At 69.5% G+C, this 18,849-nt stretch carries 10 protein-coding genes; 5 read left to right on the top strand and 5 right to left on the bottom strand.

Features of this window, described 5'->3' with window-relative positions; all coding sequences use genetic code 11:
• The first annotated feature begins 34 nt into the window (after window positions 1–34).
• From H4O13_11760 to H4O13_11750, 3 genes are all read left to right on the top strand, one after another.
• Entirely contained in the window at window positions 35–1,756 is a 1,722-nt protein-coding gene (locus tag H4O13_11760; GenBank protein MBE5316062.1) for a lysophospholipid acyltransferase family protein, read from the top strand.
• 307 nt (window positions 1,757–2,063) lie between these two features.
• Window positions 2,064–5,381 carry a carboxypeptidase regulatory-like domain-containing protein gene (locus H4O13_11755; GenBank protein MBE5316061.1) on the top strand — a complete coding sequence of 1,106 codons (3,318 nt, stop codon included), beginning with the start codon at window positions 2,064–2,066 and terminating at the stop codon, window positions 5,379–5,381.
• 122 nt (window positions 5,382–5,503) lie between these two features.
• Complete coding sequence (locus H4O13_11750; protein MBE5316060.1) at window positions 5,504–5,818, top strand: non-heme iron oxygenase ferredoxin subunit; 315 nt, start codon at window positions 5,504–5,506, stop codon at window positions 5,816–5,818.
• A 187-nt stretch (window positions 5,819–6,005) separates the two neighbouring features.
• Here the strand turns inward: H4O13_11750 and H4O13_11745 are convergent, their stop codons facing one another.
• The 3 genes from H4O13_11745 to kbl all read right to left on the bottom strand — a co-directional run bounded on the left by H4O13_11745 (window position 6,006) and on the right by kbl (window position 9,932).
• A complete protein-coding gene (locus H4O13_11745) occupies window positions 6,006–7,961 on the bottom strand; it encodes an EAL domain-containing protein (protein ID MBE5316059.1) in 1,956 nt (651 codons plus the stop codon).
• A gap of 334 nt (window positions 7,962–8,295) precedes the next feature.
• Complete coding sequence (locus H4O13_11740; protein MBE5316058.1) at window positions 8,296–8,706, bottom strand: HNH endonuclease; 411 nt, start codon at window positions 8,704–8,706, stop codon at window positions 8,296–8,298.
• A 32-nt stretch (window positions 8,707–8,738) separates the two neighbouring features.
• Window positions 8,739–9,932 carry a glycine C-acetyltransferase gene (gene kbl / locus H4O13_11735; GenBank protein MBE5316057.1) on the bottom strand — a complete coding sequence of 398 codons (1,194 nt, stop codon included), beginning with the start codon at window positions 9,930–9,932 and terminating at the stop codon, window positions 8,739–8,741.
• Window positions 9,933–10,107: 175 nt separating this feature from the next.
• Between kbl and H4O13_11730 the strand changes: the two genes are divergently transcribed.
• Both H4O13_11730 and H4O13_11725 read left to right on the top strand, forming a co-directional pair.
• Complete coding sequence (locus H4O13_11730; protein MBE5316056.1) at window positions 10,108–11,928, top strand: outer membrane protein assembly factor; 1,821 nt, start codon at window positions 10,108–10,110, stop codon at window positions 11,926–11,928.
• Complete coding sequence (locus H4O13_11725; GenBank protein ID MBE5316055.1) at window positions 11,925–15,956, top strand: translocation/assembly module TamB domain-containing protein; 4,032 nt, start codon at window positions 11,925–11,927, stop codon at window positions 15,954–15,956. The genes H4O13_11730 and H4O13_11725 overlap by 4 nt, the downstream gene beginning before the upstream one ends.
• Window positions 15,957–16,407: 451 nt before the next feature.
• Here H4O13_11725 and H4O13_11720 read toward each other — a convergent pair whose 3' ends face one another.
• Both H4O13_11720 and H4O13_11715 read right to left on the bottom strand, forming a co-directional pair.
• Entirely contained in the window at window positions 16,408–17,121 is a 714-nt protein-coding gene (locus H4O13_11720) for a hypothetical protein (protein ID MBE5316054.1), read from the bottom strand.
• Between the two features lie 252 nt (window positions 17,122–17,373).
• Window positions 17,374–18,843 carry a hypothetical protein gene (locus H4O13_11715; protein ID MBE5316053.1) on the bottom strand — a complete coding sequence of 490 codons (1,470 nt, stop codon included), beginning with the start codon at window positions 18,841–18,843 and terminating at the stop codon, window positions 17,374–17,376.
• Window positions 18,844–18,849 lie beyond the last annotated feature (6 nt).

Genomic DNA, 18,849 nt, shown 5'->3' with positions numbered 1-18,849 from the left:
GGATGCTGGTCACCCAAGCCTCAGGCGTCACTGCATGATCAGCGTCGAGCACAGCTTCTACCGCGCGTTTCCGGCCCTCGCGCAGGGCGCGGGGCGCAGCCTCAGTCGTCCGGTGGTCGAACTGCTGCGCCGGGTGACCTGCGAGGCGCAGGTCAACGACACCTTGGGCGCGCTTGGCGGGCTACGTGGTCTGAACTTCGTCGAGCGGGCGCTTGAGCACCTGCAGTTCAGCTATCGAGTGGCGCCGAGCGACATCGAGAATCTGCCCAGCGAAGGGCCCGTGGTGATCGTCGCCAACCATCCGCTCGGTGCCCTCGACGCCCTGAGTCTGCTGCATCTGGTGGGTCAGGTCCGTCGCGATGTGCGGATCCTCGCCAACGAGGTGCTGACCCAGCTGGCGCCGCTGCGCGAACTGCTGCTGCCGCTGGATGTGTTCGGCGGGCAGGGGCGAGCGGGTCTGCGCGAAGCCTACCGAGCGCTCGATGCGGAGCAGGCGCTGATCGTGTTCCCGGCCGGTGAGGTCAGCCGCATCCGCCCGCAGGGCGTGCGCGATGGACGCTGGTCGGAAGGCTTCCTGCGCTTCGCTCGCAAAGCGGGCGCGGCGGTGGTGCCGGTGCACATCGAAGCGCACAACTCGCCGGCCTTCTACGGCGTGTCGATGCTTTCGAAGCCGCTGGCGACCCTGATGCTGCCGCGCGAGATCTTTCTCGCCCGCAGCCAGCGGATCACGCTGACGGTGGGCGCGCCGGTGCCCAGCGAAGCTCTGATCGCCCACGGCTTGAACGAGCGTCAGGTCGCCCAGCGCATGCGCATGCACGTTTATCGGGTGGGGCTGCGCAAACCGCCGGTGTTTGCCACCTCCAGTGCGATCGCCCATCCGCAGCCGGCCCGCGAAGTGCGGGCGGCCCTGCGCTGCGCCGAGCCCTTGGGAACGACCACCGACGGTCGGCGCATCCTGCTGCTGGATGCGCAGCCCGAGAGCCCCGCACTGAAAGAGATTGGCCGACTGCGTGAGCTGGCCTTCCGCAAGGTCGGCGAGGGCACGGGCTTGCGTCGCGACCTCGACCGCTTCGACGCGCACTATCGGCACATCGTCCTATGGGATGAGGAGCAGCTGGAGATCGTTGGCGCCTACCGCTTGGCCGAGGTGGGGCGCCTCGTCGACGGCACGCTGCGCGAGCGACTCTACTCGGCCAGCCTGTTCGACTATCGCCCGCACGCTGAGACCTTCCTGCGTGATGCGGTGGAGCTGGGGCGCAGCTTCGTGCAGCCGCGCTACTGGGGCAGCCGCTCGCTCGACTACCTGTGGCAGGGCATCGGCGCCTACCTGCGGCAGCATCCGCAGCTTCGCTACCTGATCGGCCCGGTCAGCCTGTCGGCGCGTTTGCCCGAACCCGCGCGCGACTGGATCGTCCAGACCCACCGGCACTTTCTGGGTGACCGCGAGGGGCTGGCCTGCGCGCGCAACCCCTATCGGCCCCAGCCGGCTCACGCTGCGCGCATCGAAGCCGCGCTGCACGGTCTGGATCTGAAGGGCGGTCTCGCGCGCATGCGCACCGAGCTGGACGCCTTGGGCTGCAGCCTGCCCGTGCTCTACCGCCAGTACGTCGAGCTGTGCGAGCCCGAAGGCGTGCGCTTTCTCGACTTCGGGCTGGATCCGGACTTTGGTCACTGCGTCGACGGCTTGATCCGCATCGACCTGGGCTGCCTGAAACCGGCAAAACGCGGGCGCTACCTCGGCGTCGCCGCCCATTGAACGCATCTTGCATGGCGCGCTGGCCGCCTTGAAATGGCGGCACGTCCGACATGACCGTCTGACGTCCAAGCTACAAAACTGTCATATAGTCCGGTTAAACTTGAGTTAATGCGCGCTTGCCACTACGCCTGCGTATGGTGGCCGAGGCGGTGGGCGCGTGAACACTTTCGAAGCGCGGTTCAACGGGCTGCCCCTGGGCGGCCTGTCGCCGTCACCGCGGCGACACCCCGCCGGCGCGCGGTGCCCGTCCCCGGGCCCCGGACACCGGCCCAGCAAGCTCCCCCTCCAAACGCAGGAACTCAGCACGATGAACAAGCAGTTGCGGGTCACCCGACTTGCCGGCGCCCTGGCGCTGGTGCTTGCGACTTCCACCCCGGTGTTCGCGCAGACCACGTCGGCCCAGCTGGCCGGACGCGTGACCTCCGAGCAGGGCGAGGCCCTGGCCGGCGCCGAGGTCGTGATTGTCCACACCCCCTCCGGCACCACCGTGCGTTCGACCACCGATGCCGAGGGTCGCTACACCGCCCGCGGTCTGCGCGTCGGCGGCCCGTACACCGTCACCGTGCTGCGCCCCGGCTTTGAGCCCGAGACCACCGAGAACGTGTTCCTGCAGCTGAACCAGGTCACGGCTGTCAACGTCGATCTGGCCTCCGAGGCCGCCGAGCTGGAGGCCGTGACGGTGGTGGGTTCGGCCGGTTCGGTGTTCTCGCCTGAGCGCATGGGCACCAGCACGCAGATCAATCGCGAGCAGCTGGAGAGCTTCGCGTCGATCCAGCGCAACCTTCAGGATTACGCCCGTCTCGATCCGCGCGTGTCGCAGAGCGACAAAGAGCGCGGCGAAATCTCCGTCGCCGGTCAGAACAGCCGCTTCAACAGCATCACCATCGACGGCGTCAGCATCTCCGACACCTTTGGTCTTGAAGCCAACAACCTGCCGACCCAGAAGCAGCCCATCTCGATCGACGCGATCGATGCGGTGCAGGTCAACATCTCGAATGTCGATGTCGCTCAGAAGGGCTATACCGGCGCCAACATCAACGCCGTCACCAAGTCGGGCACCAACGAATTCAGCGGCAGCGTCTACTACGTGTGGCGCGACGATCAGCTGGCAGGTGACCGCTACAACCGCACCAACGACAGCTATTTCGCTCCGCCAGAGTCTGAGGACGAAACCGTCGGATTCACCTTGGGTGGTCCGATCCTCAAGGACCGCCTGTTCTTCTTCGTGAACTACGAAGACTACAAGTCCACGCGCGTCGGCACCCAGTTCGTGCCGCTTGGCGGCAACGGCAGCCAGGTGTTCATCACGCCGGCCCAGATCGACAGCGTCCGCAGCATCATGCAGAGCCGCTACGGCGTCGACATCGGCACGGTGGAGGCACCGAGCCAGTCGGAGCTCTCCGTTGAGGACGTGCTGGTCAAGTTCGACTGGAACATCAACGACTTCCATCGCGCCAACCTGCGTTACACCAAGACCGAAGAGTCCAATCCGATCTTCCCGGGCTCGAGCACCACATCGCTGTCGTACAGCTCGCACTGGTACACCCAGGACAAGACGATCGAGGGCGTGGTGGGCCAGTGGTACGCCGACTGGACCGACAGTTTCTCGACCGAACTGCGCGTGAGCCGCCGTGAGTACTCCAGCGAACCGCTCAACAACAGCTTCCTGCCGGCGATCGCGGTCCGCTTCACGGGCGGCACGCCGCCGGCCGGCGTGCAGGGAGGCAACCGCTTCCTGAACTTCGGTACCGAGCAGTCGCGCCACTTCAACGTCCTGGGCACCGACACCGACGAGGTGTTCTTCGCCGGCAACTGGTTTGTCGGCGATCACGAGATCAAGGCCGGCTTCGACTGGACGCGCAACGACGTGTACAACGCTTTCCTGCAGAACACCCGCGGCAACTACACCTTCGCCTGCATTCTGGCGAGCGAGTGCGGCCAGAGTCTCGAAGCGGGCGTCCCGCTGTCCTACCAGGTGCAGGTGCCGCGCGCCGGTCTGACCCTTAACGACGGCGTCGCCCAGTGGGAGCTGGGCAACCAGGGCTTCTTCCTGCAGGACACGTGGGCGGTCAACTACAACATGACCCTGGTCTTCGGTTTCCGTGTCGATGAGACCCAGATGCCGGACAGCCCGCTGTTCAACGCCGCTGCCGCTGCTGTCCCGGGCGCGCTGGTCAACGGTCGCGCCACTGGCGGCTTTGGCCTCAACAACAGCGTGACCCTCGACGGCAAGCGTCTGTTCCAGCCGCGCCTTGGCGTGAACTACACCTTCGATACCGAGCGCGCGACCCAGTTCCGCGCGGGCATCGGGCTCTTCGAAGGCTCAGCCGCCAATGTCTGGCTGTCGAACCCCTACTCCAACACGGGTCTCGCCACCCAGGTGGTCGGTTGCGGTACGGGTGCGTTCGCCGCGTGCACGACCAGTCCGATCTTCCGCGTCGATCCGAACAACCAGGTGTCCAACTTCACCGGCTCGGTCCCGGCCGCGAACGTCGACTTCCTGTCGCCTGAGCTGCGCATGCCGGCCGTGTGGAAGGCCAACTTCGCGTTCGATCACGAGACTCCGTTCTGGGGTGCGGTGTTCAGCGCCGAACTGCTGTTGACGCAGACCGAGCACGGCATCTACTACAAGCACCTGAACCTGGGTGATGCGACCCGCCTTGGTCCGGACGGCCGCGCCCTGTTCTGGACGCCGGGTGGCTACAACGTCAACTGCTGGACCGGTGCGAACTTCACCACCGGCGGCACCTGCGGTGTGCGCGTCCGTGCGCTCAACAATGCCGGCTTCAACAACGTTCTGGTGGCCGAGAACACCACCAAGGGCGAGGGCCAGAACCTCACGCTGTCGCTGTCGCGCGCCCGCCAGGACGATCCGTGGTCGTGGTCGGTGGCCTACAACTACTCGGATGCCACCGAAGTGAGTCCGCTGACCTCGTCGGTGGCCAATTCCAACTTCAACGGTCGCTCGGTGTTCAATCCGAACGAGGAAATCTCGGCCCGTTCGCCCTACGTCGTGCGTGACCGCTTCGTCGCCACCCTGGGCTACCGCGCCTTCCTGTTCAACGACAACGCCACCGACTTCTCACTGTTCTACGAAGGCCGCAAGGGCAAGCCCTACAGCTGGACCTTCAACAACGACATGAACGGCGATGGCGTCGGCGGCAACGACCTGATGTACATCCCGCGCGGCCCGGGCAGCAGCGACGTCGTGTTCCGCGGCGGTGCGGCGGAAGAAGCCACCTTCTGGCAGATCGTGCGCGACAACGGCCTCGACCGCTACGCGGGTCAGGTGGTTGAGCGCAACAGCGAGTTCTCTCCCTGGACCAACAGCTTCGATGTTCGCATCACCCAGCAGCTGCCGGGTTTCATGGATGGACACAAGGCCGAGATCGCGCTCGACATTCTCAACATCGGCAACCTGATCAACAAGGATTGGGGCCGCGTCGACGAAATCGCGTTCCAGGGCGGCGGTGCGCAGGCCCGCAGCTTCGTGAACTTCAATGGCATGGACGCGCAGGGCCGCTACATCTACAGCCTCAACAACACCGTCGAAGACTTCGTGACGCGTCAGGCTCGCGGGGAGTCGCAGTGGGCTGCCCAGGTCACGCTGCGCTATCGCTTCTGATGTCCTCAGCTGTCGGGCCTTCGGGCCCGGCAGCGCGCCTGAAATGCGACACTTGCCCGGCCGGCGCAGCGATGCGCCGGCCGTTCTTTTTTGGGGCGTCATCAGAGACGGGAGAACATCGAATGCAGGGCTGGATCGCAGTCTGTGGAGAGGCGCAGATGGCCGAGGGCGAATTCCAGGTGGTGTGGGATGGCGATACGGCGATCGCCGTGTACCGCACCGCCGAAGGCTGGTTCGCGGTCGAGGATGTCTGCACGCATGATGGCGCCGAGCTGGCCGGTGGTCCGGTGCACGGCTGCGTGGTCGAATGCCCGCGGCACGGCGCGCGTTTCGATTTGCGTACCGGAGAGGCGCTGTGCGCGCCCGCCTATGAAGCCATCGCTGTGTTTCCGGTGCAGATCGAAGCCGGGGTGGTCTATACCCGCGATCCTCGCTGAGGCGATGCGCGTGCGGATTCGTGATCGTGTAGTCGCGGCCGCCGCAGGGTGTGCTGATGCGCTGCGACCCGCGTTTCGAGTGGATCGACGCGGCTGATTCAGGGCGCCGATGCGACCGCGCTGTTCACCGACACGCCCGCCCGGCTGCTCGACTGCGTAAGCCGCTGTGATGCCATCAGCCCGCGATTCAGTCAGAAGATTCCCGCGGACGCGCATCCGCCGCATCGCGCAGCCAGGCGCTCAGCGCTGCCGCGTCCATGGGGCGGGCGATGACGTAGCCCTGCGCTTCCTCGCAGCCCAGGGCACGCAGCCTGGCCAGGCAATCCTGATCTTCCACGCCCTCAGCCACCACGCGCAGACCAAGCCGGCGCGCAAGCGCGATCAAGCCCTCCACCAGGGCGCTGGCAGTGGCATCACTGAGCATGCGTGAGACGAAGCTGCGATCGATCTTCAGCACGTCGATGGGGAACTCCAGCAGGTGGGACAGCCCCGAGAAGCCGACCCCGAAATCGTCGAGCGCGATGCGCAGGCCGCGCGCCTTGAGCTCGGACAGGCGCTCCGCGGCCAGTACCGGATCCTGGATCAGGGCCGATTCGGTCAGCTCCAATTCCAGGCTGTCGGACGGCAGCGCCCACGCCGTCAGCGCGGCATCAATCCGTGCGCTCAGGCTGGGGTCGCGCAGCTCCAGCGGCGACAGATTGATCGACAGGTTGAACTCGGGATTCCGCTGACGCAGCTGCTGCAGCGCCTCGCAGGCCAGTCCCAGCACCTGGTCGCCGAGTCGAGGCATCAGGCCACAGCGTTCGGCCACACCGATGAAGGTATCGGGCATCTGCAGGCTGCCATCCGTGCCGCGGATCCGCACCAGCGCCTCCGCGCTCTCGCAGCGCAGGCTGTCCAGGCTCAGCCGCGGCTGCAGCACCAGGGCGATGCGTGACTGCTCCAGCGCGAGACGCAGGGCGAGCTCGATCTCCAGCTCAGCGTTGGCGGCTTCGCCCATGTCAGGGCGATAGCGGACCACACTGCCGCGGCCTTCCGACTTGGCCCGATAGAGGGCGATATCGGCGAGGCGCAGCAGCTCGCGCTCGCTGGACGCATCCAGCGGGAACGCGCTCAAGCCCGCGCTGGCCGCCACATGGACCTCGCGCAGGTCGATCTCGAACGGAGCCGCCATCGCCGAGAGCAGCTCGCGCGCGCGCCGTTCGGCGGGCGTCGGCGGATACGGCAGCAGCACGAGGAATTCATCGCCGCCGAAGCGGGCCAGCAGCTCTTGTGGCTTCAACAGGGGCTCCAGGCGCTGGGCGATGGCTGTGAGCAGGGCATCGCCGGTGGCGTGGCCCAGGCTGTCGTTGATCCGCTTGAAGCCGTCCAGGTCGAGAAAGGCCAGCGCCAGCGGCCCACGACGCCCCTCCAGGTACTCACCGATCCGGCGCTGCGCCTGGCTGCGGTTGGGCAGCCCCGTCAGTTCATCGCGCTCGGACTGCTGCTGCAGTCGCTGAGCATCGCGCACGAACTCGGACACCGGAAACGCCATGGCCAGGATCAGCCCGGAGAGCAGCGGAACAATCAGGCCCAGGCTGACCAGCAGCGGATCGCCACCGGCGAGTGGAAAGTCCCGGATCAGCACCGAGCCCAGCCGCAGCCAGAGCATCAGGGCGCAGGCGGCCACGGCGGCCAGGATGGTCCAGCGCGCGAGGTCGAAGGGGCGGCCATGCCGTAGCAAGACCCACAGCGACGCCGAAAAGAGCACCGCGTTGCCGCCGGTGGCGCACAGAGTCATCCAGTAGCGCGAGCCGATCGCCCACCACAGGCAGAGGCTCAGGGCCAGCAGCGCGGTGGCCACGCCCCAGCGCCAGCGCCGAGACTCCGTCAGGTCGAGCGCGCGCCGCAGCGCAAGCAGCAGCAGGGCGGGGTAGCTTGCGATCAGCAGGTGGGCGAGGAGATACGAGACTTCAGGCGGCCACTCCCAGATTCTTGAGGCGTACAGCGACCAGCCCGCGGCCATGCCAGCCGCGCCCAGCGCAAGCAAATGGAAGTAGCCCGCATCCCGCTTGGCGCGGTGCATCAGCCCCATGAACACCGCCACCAGGGCATTGCTGCAGACCGTCAGCAGCAGCAGCGTGGGGATATCCGGAAAGTCCATGGCGGGTTCGACGATGGCGCTGGCGCAGAGTATGCGCGTGGCGATGAGTGGGGGGCGATGCTCGGACCGTCCCGAGGGGCTCGCGGATCGCACTGCCCGCAGGCATGGCCCCAGAGCCGCTGCAAGGACCATGCGAGAACGGGCCTGGGCGCAGCCGGCCGCGGTCACGTCGAGCGCGAGGCCGCTCGAAAGGTCTCAGAGCGTGCTGGCGAGCGCAGCCGCCGATCGGGCACGCAGTGCGCGATCCGGCAGCAAGAAGGCAGGACGCGCGCCGGACTCGCGATCAGTGATCACGTCCCGCATGAAGTGCATCCGTGTTGCCTTGGAGACCTTGTCAGACGTCGCCCCGGGGCCCGCGCGGAAGCTCCCCCTCGCGCCAGCGCGCAAGGCGCCGATCCAGCGCCTGTGCGGTGACCTCCAGCGCCCGCGCATCCTGCGGCCCGCGCGCATCCGGCCCCTTGCCCTTCGACTGATTGCAGGTCGCGCAGGCCAGCGCCAGATTGCGCGCATCGTTCGGGGCGTGATCGACCCGCGCGCACAGGGCGTGCGCCGCGCGCTTGCCGAACCAGGCCTGCGGCACCACGTGCTCCAGCGAGCCCGCGCCCAGGGGCTCGCCGTCGGGCTTGAACTCGAGCCGCGCGCGGCAGTGCAGGCAACGCGTGCGCCAGCGCAGGTCCGGCAACTGTTCGGCCTGCGCATCGTGGGCGAGCGCCAGCAGGAACAGCCGCTTCAGCACCGGGCGCATGTCGCGTCGTCGATTCGCGGGTCAGTGGCGCATCAGGCCGGAATCACGCCCAGCCGCTTGCCGACGGCGATGAAGGCATCGGCCGCGCGCTCGATCTGATCGGGCGTGTGCGCGGCGCTCATCTGCGTGCGGATACGCGCCTGCCCCTTCGGCACCACCGGGAAGAAGAATCCGATCGCGTACACGCCTTCCTCCAGCAGCTCGGCGGCGAAGCGCTGCGCCAGCGGGGCGTCGTAGAGCATCACCGGCACGATCGGGTGCTCGCCGGGCTTGAGATCGAAGCCGGCGGCAGCGAGCTTGGCGCGGAAACGCGCGGTGTTGTCGCGCAGGCGGGCGCGCAGCTCGGTGGCGGCGACGATGCGCTCGAACACCGCCAGGCCCGAGGCCACCACCGAGGGCGGCAGTGCGTTCGAGAACAGGTAGGGCCGCGAGCGCTGGCGCAGCATCTCGATGACCTCGCGCGAGCCGCAGGTGAAGCCGCCGAGCGCGCCGCCCAGCGCCTTGCCGAGGGTGCCGGTGATGATGTCGATCTGCGCTAGCACGCCCTTCACCTCGGCCGAGCCGCGGCCGGTCTCGCCCAAGAAACCGGTGGCGTGGCATTCGTCGATGTGCACGGCCGCGCCGTACTTCGCCGCCAGCGCGGTGATCTGATCCAGCGGGGCGATGAAGCCGTCCATCGAGAACACGCCGTCGGTGGTAATCAGGATGTCGCGCACCCCATCGGCCCGCGCCTGCTGCAGCTGCTTTTCGAGGTCCGCCATGTCGCAGTTGGCGTAGCGGTAGCGCTTGGCCTTGCACAGGCGCACGCCGTCGATGATCGAAGCATGATTCAGCGCGTCGGAGATGACCGCGTCCTGCTCGCCGAGCAGCGGCTCGTACAGGCCGCCGTTGGCATCGAAGCACGCGGCGTAGAGGATGGCGTCGTCCTTGCCGAAGAACTCGGCGATCTTCGCTTCCAGCTGCTTGTGCAGGTCCTGGGTGCCGCAGATGAAGCGCACGCTGGCCATGCCGTGGCCGTGAGTGTCGAGTGCATGCTTGGCCGCATCGATCACGCCGGCGTCGTCGGCCAGGCCGAGATAGTTGTTCGCGCAGAAGTTCAGCACCCGGCGGCCGTCGGCGAGCTCGATCTCGGCCGACTGCGGGGAGACGATGATGCGCTCGGACTTGAACAGTCCAGCGGCGCGGATGTCGTCGAGTTCTGTAGCGAGGCGCGAGTTGAGGCTCATGGGCGTGGGTTTCGAGAGTCGGCGCAGGGCGCGGGGCCGCCATTGTCCTAGAGCGGCGCGTGCATCCCAAGTGTCGATCGATACGGCGCGCGCTGCGCGGCGGAACGGTCGCTTGACTCGGCCCGCGTCGGGACTGGGTATCCTGCCGCGACCTTTCTCGCGAGCCTCTGGCGTTTTGGATCGACTGACCGCTCTCCTGTGGCTGTGCCTGCTGCTGAGCCCTGCGGCCGCCGTGCGTGCTCAGCTGGATGCTGCCGCGGCGACACCCCTGCAGCCTGACGAGCACGAGCAACGCGAGCGCACGCCGGTGCGCCTCGCCAGCGTGCGGGTGCGCGGACTGAGTGCCAGTCAGGCCGCCAACGTGCGCGCCCAGGTCGGGCTTTTCCAGCTCGACGAGGCCGATCGCGAGGACGTCGGCCGCGGCCGCATGGCCCTGCTGCTGCGGCGCGCTCCGGCCGAAGTGCGGCGCGCGCTGGAGCCCTTCGGCTACTACGCGGTGGATGTTGACGTGCAGGTGGAAGAATCCGCCGCGGGTCTCGCGGTGCGGCTGAACGTGCAGCGCGGGCCGCCGGTGCGCGTGCGCGAAGTGGATGTCGTCATCGAGGGCCCTGCCGCGGACGACGCGCGCGTCGCGGCCGCCATCGCCGGCTTTCGCCCGCGCGTCGGTGACCTGATGAATCACGGCCGCTACGAAGGCGGCAAGGCGGCCATCGCGCGCGAGCTGTCGGCGCGCGGTTACTTCGATGCGCAGCTTGCGGAGAATCGAGTGGAGGTGACCCGCGCCGACAGCCGCGCCGACATCCGCCTGCGCTGGGAGAGCGGGGCGCGCTACCGCTTCGGCACGGTCTCGATCGACGCCAGTCAGCTCGATCCGGGGCTCGTCGAGCGCTGGGTCGACATCGCGCCCGGTCAGGACTTCGACCAGGCCGAACTGCTCAAGCTGCATCAGCGTCTGGGGGATCTCGACTACTTCGGCTTCATCGACATCCGCCCCGAGCCCGAACCCGACACGCTCGACGCGCCGGTGCAGGTCGAACTGGCGCCGGCCAAGCGCGACATCTACAGCGCGGGCGTGAGCTTCGGCACCGATTCGGGCGCGGGCCTCAAGCTTGGCCTCGACCGCCGCTGGGTGAATACGCGCGGGCACAAGTTCAGCTCCAGCCTGGATCTCGCCCAGCGCCGCAGCGCGCTGAACAGCCTGTACCGCATCCCTGCCTTCGCGCCGATCGAGGGCTGGTACCAGCTCGGCGCCAGCTACCGCGAGGACCAGAGCGAACTGGTCGACAGCGAGACCGCCGAGCTGTCGGCCAGCCGCATCGGCCGTCTCGGCGACTGGAACCTCGAACTCGGCCTGCATGCGCTGCGTGAGCGCTATGCCATCGGCGTTGAGCGCAATCTCGAGACCAGCGGGATCTCGACCCTGGTGTACCCGGCCCTGCGCGCGCGCTGGCAGCGCTACGACGATGCCAACTACGCGACCCGTGGCTTCAGCTTCACCGGTGAACTGAAGCAGGGCCTGAGCGCGCTCGGCTCGGACGCCAACTTCACCCAGCTGCTGGTGCACGCCCGCTACATCCGCGGCTTCGGCGAGCGCAACCGCGTGCTGCTGCGCGGCCAGCTGGGCCGCACCTTCTCCGGCGATTTCCTGCGCCTGCCGTCCTCACTGCGCTTCTTCGCCGGCGGCGACCGCAGCGTGCGCGGCTATGGCTATCAGGAGATCAGCCCGCTGGGCCTCGGCGGCAACCCCATCGGGGGTCGCAGCCTCGCCGTGCTGAACCTCGAGTACGAGCGCCTGTTCACCGACACCTGGGGCGCGGCCGTGTTTGCGGACGCGGGCAGCGCATTCAACGACGGCGGCGTCGATCTGCGGCGCGGCGCCGGCCTTGGCCTGCGCTGGCGCTCGCCGGTCGGCCAAGTCTCGCTGGACGTGGCGCGCGGGCTGGACGAGCCGCGCGAGTCCTTCCAGATTCATCTGAGCCTGGGGCCCGAGCTGTGAGCCGCGCGCGCCGCTGGCTGCTGCGGGCGGTCCTCGCGCTGGGCGTAGTCTTGCTGCTGGCGGGGCTGGTCGGCGTCTGGCTGCTGGCCACCGAGACCGGCGCGCGCGTCGCGCTCGCACGGACGCAAGCCCTGCTGCTGCCGGACAGCCTCGAGTGGCGCGCGCAAAGCGGCAGCCTCGCGCGGGGGCTGAGCTTCGAGGGCCTGCGCTATCGACAGGATGGCGTCAGCATCGAGGTCGAGCGCCTGCAGCTGCGCGCAGCGCTGGGCGCGCTGCCGAGCGCCTGGCTGCGCATCGAGCAACTGGAGGCCGAGGGCATTCGCATCGTGCTGCCGCCGGATGCGCCCGCTCCGCCCTCGCCGAGCTTCGCGCTGACCCTGCCCGACACGCTGCCCAAGCTTGCTCTGCCGATTGCTGTTGCGATCGATGCGGCTGAGCTGCGCGGGCTGCGCATCGAGCGCGCGCCGGTCGTGCTGGTGGCCTCAGCGCCCGCGGCCCCCGCGCAGGGCGCATCGACGGCCGCCGCCGCCGATCCATCTGTCGCAGCGCCCGCCGCGGCGATCGACACCCTGCTGTTCGAGGCCGAACGCATCGCGCTTGCGTCGCTGACCTTGGCCGAAGGCCAGCTGCGCGTTGCCGAGTTCAGCCTGGAATCGCCGAGGGTGGAGCTGCGCGCACAGGGCGAAGTGGACACGGCCCGCGACTGGAACACGGCGCTGCAGCTGAGCGGCGAATGGCGCGCGGGGCTTGACGCGGCGCAGGTCTTCGAGGCGAGCCTCGAAGGCGCGCTGCAGGCTGCCCGTCTTGAGCTGCGGCTGCCCGATGCGCCGGCGTTCGCGCTGACGGTCGACGTTCGCGAGGCCCTGCCGCGCCCGCAGTGGCGGCTGGATCTTCGCGCTCCGGCGGCACCGCCGGCCCTACTCGCGCTGTGGCCGCTCGGGCTCAGCGCGCTGCAGCTGCAGGCCGAGGGTGGGCTGGATCGCGCCGGGTTCTCCGGCAGCTTCGCGGTCGACGGCCGCGCCTATGTGCTCGATGCCGCCAGCCTGCGGACCGAGGCCGCCACCCTGCATATCGAAGCCCTGCGCCTGCGCCAGGGCGAAGGCAGTGCCGCGCTGCGCGGCTGGCTGCAGCTGCCGTCCGCCGCCCAGCCGGCGCGCTTCGAGACGCAGTGGGACTTCGAGCGCTTCGAGCTGCCGCTGGCCGAAGCCCCGCCGCTGCGCATCGATGGCACGCTCGAAGCGCGCGGTGCGTTCGACGATGCCGAACTCAGCCTGGCCCTGCAGCTGGCCCGCGGCGAGCTTGCGGGTGCGCTCAGTGGCGGCCTGCGCGTGCAGGGCCAGCAGGCCCTGCTGCAGGCGCTGGAGCTGCGCACCGACGAGGGCCGCCTGCGCGCCGACGGCGAGCTCGACTGGCGCGAGGGCCTGCGCTGGCGCATCGAGGCCGAGCTGGCCGAGCTGGACGCCAGCCTGCTCGCGCCCGAGTGGCCGAGCCGCGTCTCCGCGCATCTGCGCAGCGAGGGCCGCGAGACGGCCGCGGTGCGCGAGGGCGTGCTGCAGCTCGAAGACCTCGACGGCAGTCTGCGCGGCCAGGGCCTGCGCGGTCGGATCAGCGCAGGCTGGAGCGGTGCGCCTGCGCCCGCGGAGGCCTCCTTGCCGGTGACTGCGGGCGAGGCCGAGCTCGATCTGCGCTGGGGCGAGAGTGCGCTCAGCGGCAGCGCGAGCCTGGGCGACTCTCTGGCGGCCGAGCTGCAGCTCGCGCCGCTGCAGCTCGACAGTCTGGCAGCGGGCCTCGCGGGCATGCTGCGCGGCGAGCTCCGCCTGTCGGGCACGCCGGCCGCCCCCCGCCTCGGCCTCGACCTGCGCGCGGAACGCGTGAGCGCGGCGGGCGCCGAGCTCGATGCGCTGCAGCTGCGCGGCGAGCTTGGCCTCGCGCCCGATGCGCCGCTGCGGCTGCAGCTGGACAGCGCAGCGACGCGCATCGCGGGGCGCGCGCTTGGCGCGCTCGCCCTGGAGCTTCGCGGCGCCGTGTCCGCACATGCGCTGTCGCTGCGACAGCCCGTCGACGGCGGCGGACTCGCGCTGGAAGTCTCCGGCGGCTGGCGCGCGGACGAGCAGCGCTGGCTGGGACGTCTGCAGCAGCTGGCCTGGCGTGCACCGGATCGGCGCGGCCGCGGCGGCGACTGGGCCCTCGCTGAACCCGTGGCGGTCGAGCTGGGCGCGCAGCGCCTCCGCGTCGATGATTTCTGTCTGGAGGGCGTGCAGCGCGATGTGCGCAGCCCGTTGGCCGTGCCGCCTGACGCAGGCGGCAGGGTGTCGTCGGCCGCGCGCTTGGGCGAGCGCGAGGCGGCGCTCGCAGGCGCCGGCGTGCCCGGCGCACTCGGTCGGCTTTGCGCCTCGCTGCAGGGCCTTGGCAGTGAATCGCTGAGCGCTCGCGTCGAGCTGGATGCCTTGCCCCTGGCGCTGCCGCTGGGTTTTCTTCTCGATCGCGAAGGCTCCGTGCGGCCGCGTTGGCAGGGCGAGCTGGGCGGCGCACTCGAGTTTGTAGCGAAAGGCGGCGACTGGCAGGTCGAGGGCCGCCTGGCCTCGCCGCAGGGTGCGCTGTCTCTGGGCCAGGGCGAGGATCGCGAGCTGCTGGCTTGGCAGGACTTCGCGCTGGACATCGCGGGCGACGCACAGCAGCTGCGCGTGGGGCTGGGCGCGCGCTTCGGCGCGGACGGCCTGCTGCAGGGCGAGCTGCGTGCGTTCGAGGCAGGCGGCGCTGACGCGCGCATCGAAGGCCAACTCGCCCTGCAGCTCGACCAACTCGGCGCGCTGGAGCTGCTCAGCGAAGCAGCGCTGATCGCGCCCTCCGGCCGACTGAGCGCCGAGATCGACATCAATGGGCCGCTGGCGGCGCCGAACCTGCGCGGTGGCGTGCGGCTCAGTGATTTCAGCGCTGAACTTCCGGCGCTGGGCATTCGCCCCAGCGAAGGCCGCGTCGAGCTGCGGTTCGAGGGCGCGAACGCGGCGGATTTGGAGTTCACGCTGCGCTCGGAAGGCGAGCTGCGCGGGCGCGGCCGGATCGACGTGTCCGAGGCGGCCGAACAGCCCCTGCGCCTCAGCATCGAAGGCAGCGAGGTGCTGCTGTCGGACACCGCCCAGCTGCGCCTGATCGCATCGCCTGCGCTTGAGCTGGAGCAGCGCGATGGGCTGCTGCGCCTGCGCGGTCGGGTCGAGGTGCCGCGCGCCGAGGTGCGGCTGGATCGCTTCGAGGGCAGTCAGCAGGTCAGCGCCGATGTCGTCGTGCTCGATCCTGCCCAGCCCGAGGGCGTGGTCGAGGCGGCACGGCGGGTCGACGCGGACGTCCGCGTGGCCTTGGGCGAAGACGTTGCGCTGCAGGGCTTCGGCCTGAAAGGCAAGGTGCGCGGGGAGCTGCGCGTGCGCGATCGGCCCGGGCGCGCCACCCGCGCCAGCGGCAGCCTGGATGTCAGCGGTCGCTACAAGGCCTACGGTCAGGACCTCGACATCACTCGCGGCCGGTTGGCGTTCGCGCAGTCGCCGCTCGACAACCCGGGGCTCGATATCCGCGCCGAACGCCGGCTCGATGAGGTGACGGTCGGCATCCGCGTCACCGGCACCGCGGCAGCACCGGTGCTCGGTCTGTGGTCGCAGCCGAGCCTGGATCAGGCCGATGTGCTGAGCTACCTGATGCTGGGCCGACCGGTGCGGTCGGTGCGCAGCGGCGAGGGCCAGCAGCTCAATGCCGCGGCTGCGGCACTGGGCGCGGGGGGCAGCTACATCGCCGAGCGGCTGGGCGCGCGCTTCGGTTTCGATCAGGCCAGCGTCGAGGATTCCGCCGCGCTGGGCGGTGCCGCGCTCATGCTCGGCAAGTTCCTGTCGCCGCGCCTGTACGTGGCCTACGGCGTGGCGCTGTTCGGCGAGGGCCAGGTGTTCAGCATCAAGTACCTCCTGACCGAGCAGTGGGACCTGCAGATCGAAGCCAGCCAGCGCGAGACGCGCGGCTCGGTCAACTACCGTCTGGAGCGTTGAAGCGGCCCGCCGTGGGCGGCGTCGCCGGGAGCCGGGTGGAGGCGCCGGTTCGGTGATCCGGGTGGACGCGTTGAGGCGACGGTTCGGTGGGTCAAGACCCACCCTATGAGTGCGCGCGGCGACGCGGATTCCGGCAGTCCCGCCTGCGCCGCAAACCCCGCCCCTCCCGCATCGGACGCACCCAAATCCCTCCCAACCCATAGGGTGGGTCTTGATCCACCGGAACGCAGCGCAAGCTTCCATCAGAAAGGCCCAAAGCCCACCCAACCCATAGGGTGGGTCTTGACCCACTGAAACGCAGCGCAAGCTTCCATCAGCAAGGCCCAAATCCCACCCATCCCATAGGGTGGGTCTTGACCCACCGCAATCCGCCGCAAGCTTCCATCGGCAAGGCCCAAAGCCCGATTGGATGGTCCGCACCCGCGTCGCCCGATCCGCCGTGCAGGCGTGCTCAGCGGAAGGTGCCGGCTTGCCCGCGTCGGCAGATCCGGCGCTCGTCGTTGATCAGCTTGCGGCGTTCGGCGTCGCTGATGTTGGAGACCATCTTGCGGCGAAGATCGGCGCAGGTAGCGCCGCCGCCGGCGCCCAGGCCGACCAGGCTCAGCACGGCCTGCACGCGATCTGCGGGGCTCACTTCTTCGCGCACGTGGAAGCCCTCTACGAAGGCCTGGTCTCGGCCTGGCAGCACCTGTGCAGGGCGATCGAGCGGGCCTCGCTGGTACTGCGCTGCCGGTGCGCCTTCGCGAACAAAGGCGCCGATCTGCGCCGACAGCGGGCGCGCACTGGGCGACTCGCTATCGCTGGCCGCGTCCTCAGCGGCCGATGCATCGGCAGCAGTCGCGAGCGGCGGCGAGGGCGGGCGATCGGCTGCTGCCGGGCGCGCGCGCGGATCGGACGCTGCTCGCCGCGGCGCCTCGGGCATGGGCGGGATCGGCGGCGCCTCAGACGCGCGGCGTATCCACTCGACCTGCAGCGGCGTGTCGTCCGCCGCTGGCAGTCGCTGTCGATCGCCGGCCAGCAGCCACAGCAGCATGAGCCCATGTACGCCCAAGGTGATGGCGGCGGCACTGGCTGGGCGCTGCAGCCAGACCGGTGCGGGCCGCCGCAATCGCGAGCGCGGCGGCGGGCTGGGCGTATGCGACAGAGCGTCGGCGATGCGGGGCATGCGGCGGCCGGAGGAAAAGCAGCGCGCATGCTGGTGAGGTCCGCATTAAGTGCGGGTTAGCCGGAGAGCAAACCGCCGTTATCCGCCGCACAGGGAAGCTCTGATCTCTCGGAGCTTGCCGCGCGTTGCGGGTCGGCGCGCTCGCGGATCGAGCACCCAGGGGCCTGATCCCGCAGGGGTGAGTCCGGACCCGCGCCCGGCTCGCGACGCCTGATCAACGCCAGGATGGCGTGGATTACACCTTGCCTACGTTCAAGGCGTGGTCTCGAAGCCGTTGCGGAAGATCAGTGGTGAGGCCGCATGTTCGAACGCGCCGACGTCGCATTCGGCTTCGCCATCGCCGTCGCCGTCGATCGGCCGCTCGGTGTCGCGCGCGTCGGAGAGCGTGCAGGCGAACTGCCGTCCGCCGCGATCGATCACGCCGCTGCCTGCAGGGAACACCAGCACTGGCATCAGGTTGGCGGCGCTGTCCAAGGTCGCCGTCACGCCGGCGGCCAAGGCGGTCGCTCCAGCGGACGCGAGGCCGCCGCAGCTCGCAGACTCGGTGAACAGATTGCCGCCGAGCGGTCCGCCCGCGCTGACGGTTTCGGCGAGCTGGCAGCTGCTGCTGCCGCCGGCCGGGTCGACGCGGCCAAACACGCTGTTGGTGAGCCGGTCGAGCGCGAAGCCGGGGCCGGTGCGCAGGTGGGCGCCGCTCGTAGCGCGATTGTTCTGCAGACTCAGATTGCGGGCGTCGATGCCGGTCTGGGCGAGATACAGGCCGCCGCCGCTGTCCGCCAGGTTGCGCTCGATCGTGAGGTTGGAAAAGGCGGCGCTGAGTCCGATGCCGCTGAAGCCCTGCCGCAGCGCGATGGCACCGCCCAGGCCGGCCGAGTTCTGGCCGAAATAGCCCGAATCGAGATTGACCACGCAGCCAGCGCAGTTGACTTCGAGCGCGCCGCCGAAGCCGGCGCTGCCGGCAGTGACGCCGTTCTGGCTGAAGCGATTGCCGCGCGCGAAGACGATGTTCACCGCCGTGCCGGCAATCGACACCGCACCGCCGGAGCGGGCATCGCTGGCGCCGCCGCCGCTGACCAGGTTGCTCTGGAAGCGGCTGTCGCGCAGATCGACCGAGGCTGCACCCGCGGCGATTGCGCCGCCGCGCTGGCCGCTGCCGGTGCCGCTGGCGCTGTTGCCCAGAAATCTCGAACCGATCACTTCGAGCGAGGCGCCCGCGGGCATGTTGACCGCGCCGCCCAGGGCGGGGCCGTCGGCGCGCGCCGCGGTGCAGGCCTCGAAGAGCACGCCATCGAGCAGCAGCTCGGCGTCGGCGCGATTGGCGATCTGCAGGCAGCCGCCGCTGCTGGCGCGTCCGCGCCGCAGCTCGATGCCGCGCAGCGTGAGGCGCTGGTTACCGGCGGCGGTTTCGAACACGCGGTGCTGGTCCTGGCCGTCGATGCGGAAGCCGGTGCTGGCGCTGGCGTCGATGGTGAGGTCATTGACGGCGATCGCCGGCAGGGCCGAGCCGAGGCTCAGCGTGACCGCACTGCCGGGCACCTGGATCGCAATGGTGTGCGGGCCGGGAGTGGCGTTGGCGAGGCCGATGGCAGCGCGCAGGCTGCCCTCGCCGCTGTCCTCGGCCGAGTCGACGACGAAGGTAGCGGCGCCCGCTGCGGGCAGAAGGCCGATGCAGAGGGCCAGCGTGATCGCTGCGTGCAGACGGGGCGAAGCTTCGGTGCGCATGCTTGT

This window comes from Lysobacterales bacterium, assembly GCA_014946745.1.
Taxonomy (GTDB): domain Bacteria; phylum Pseudomonadota; class Gammaproteobacteria; order Xanthomonadales; family Xanthomonadaceae; genus Aquimonas.
The sequence above is the reverse complement of the archived record's forward strand: the minus strand, read 5'-3'. Positions and strand labels throughout refer to the sequence as shown.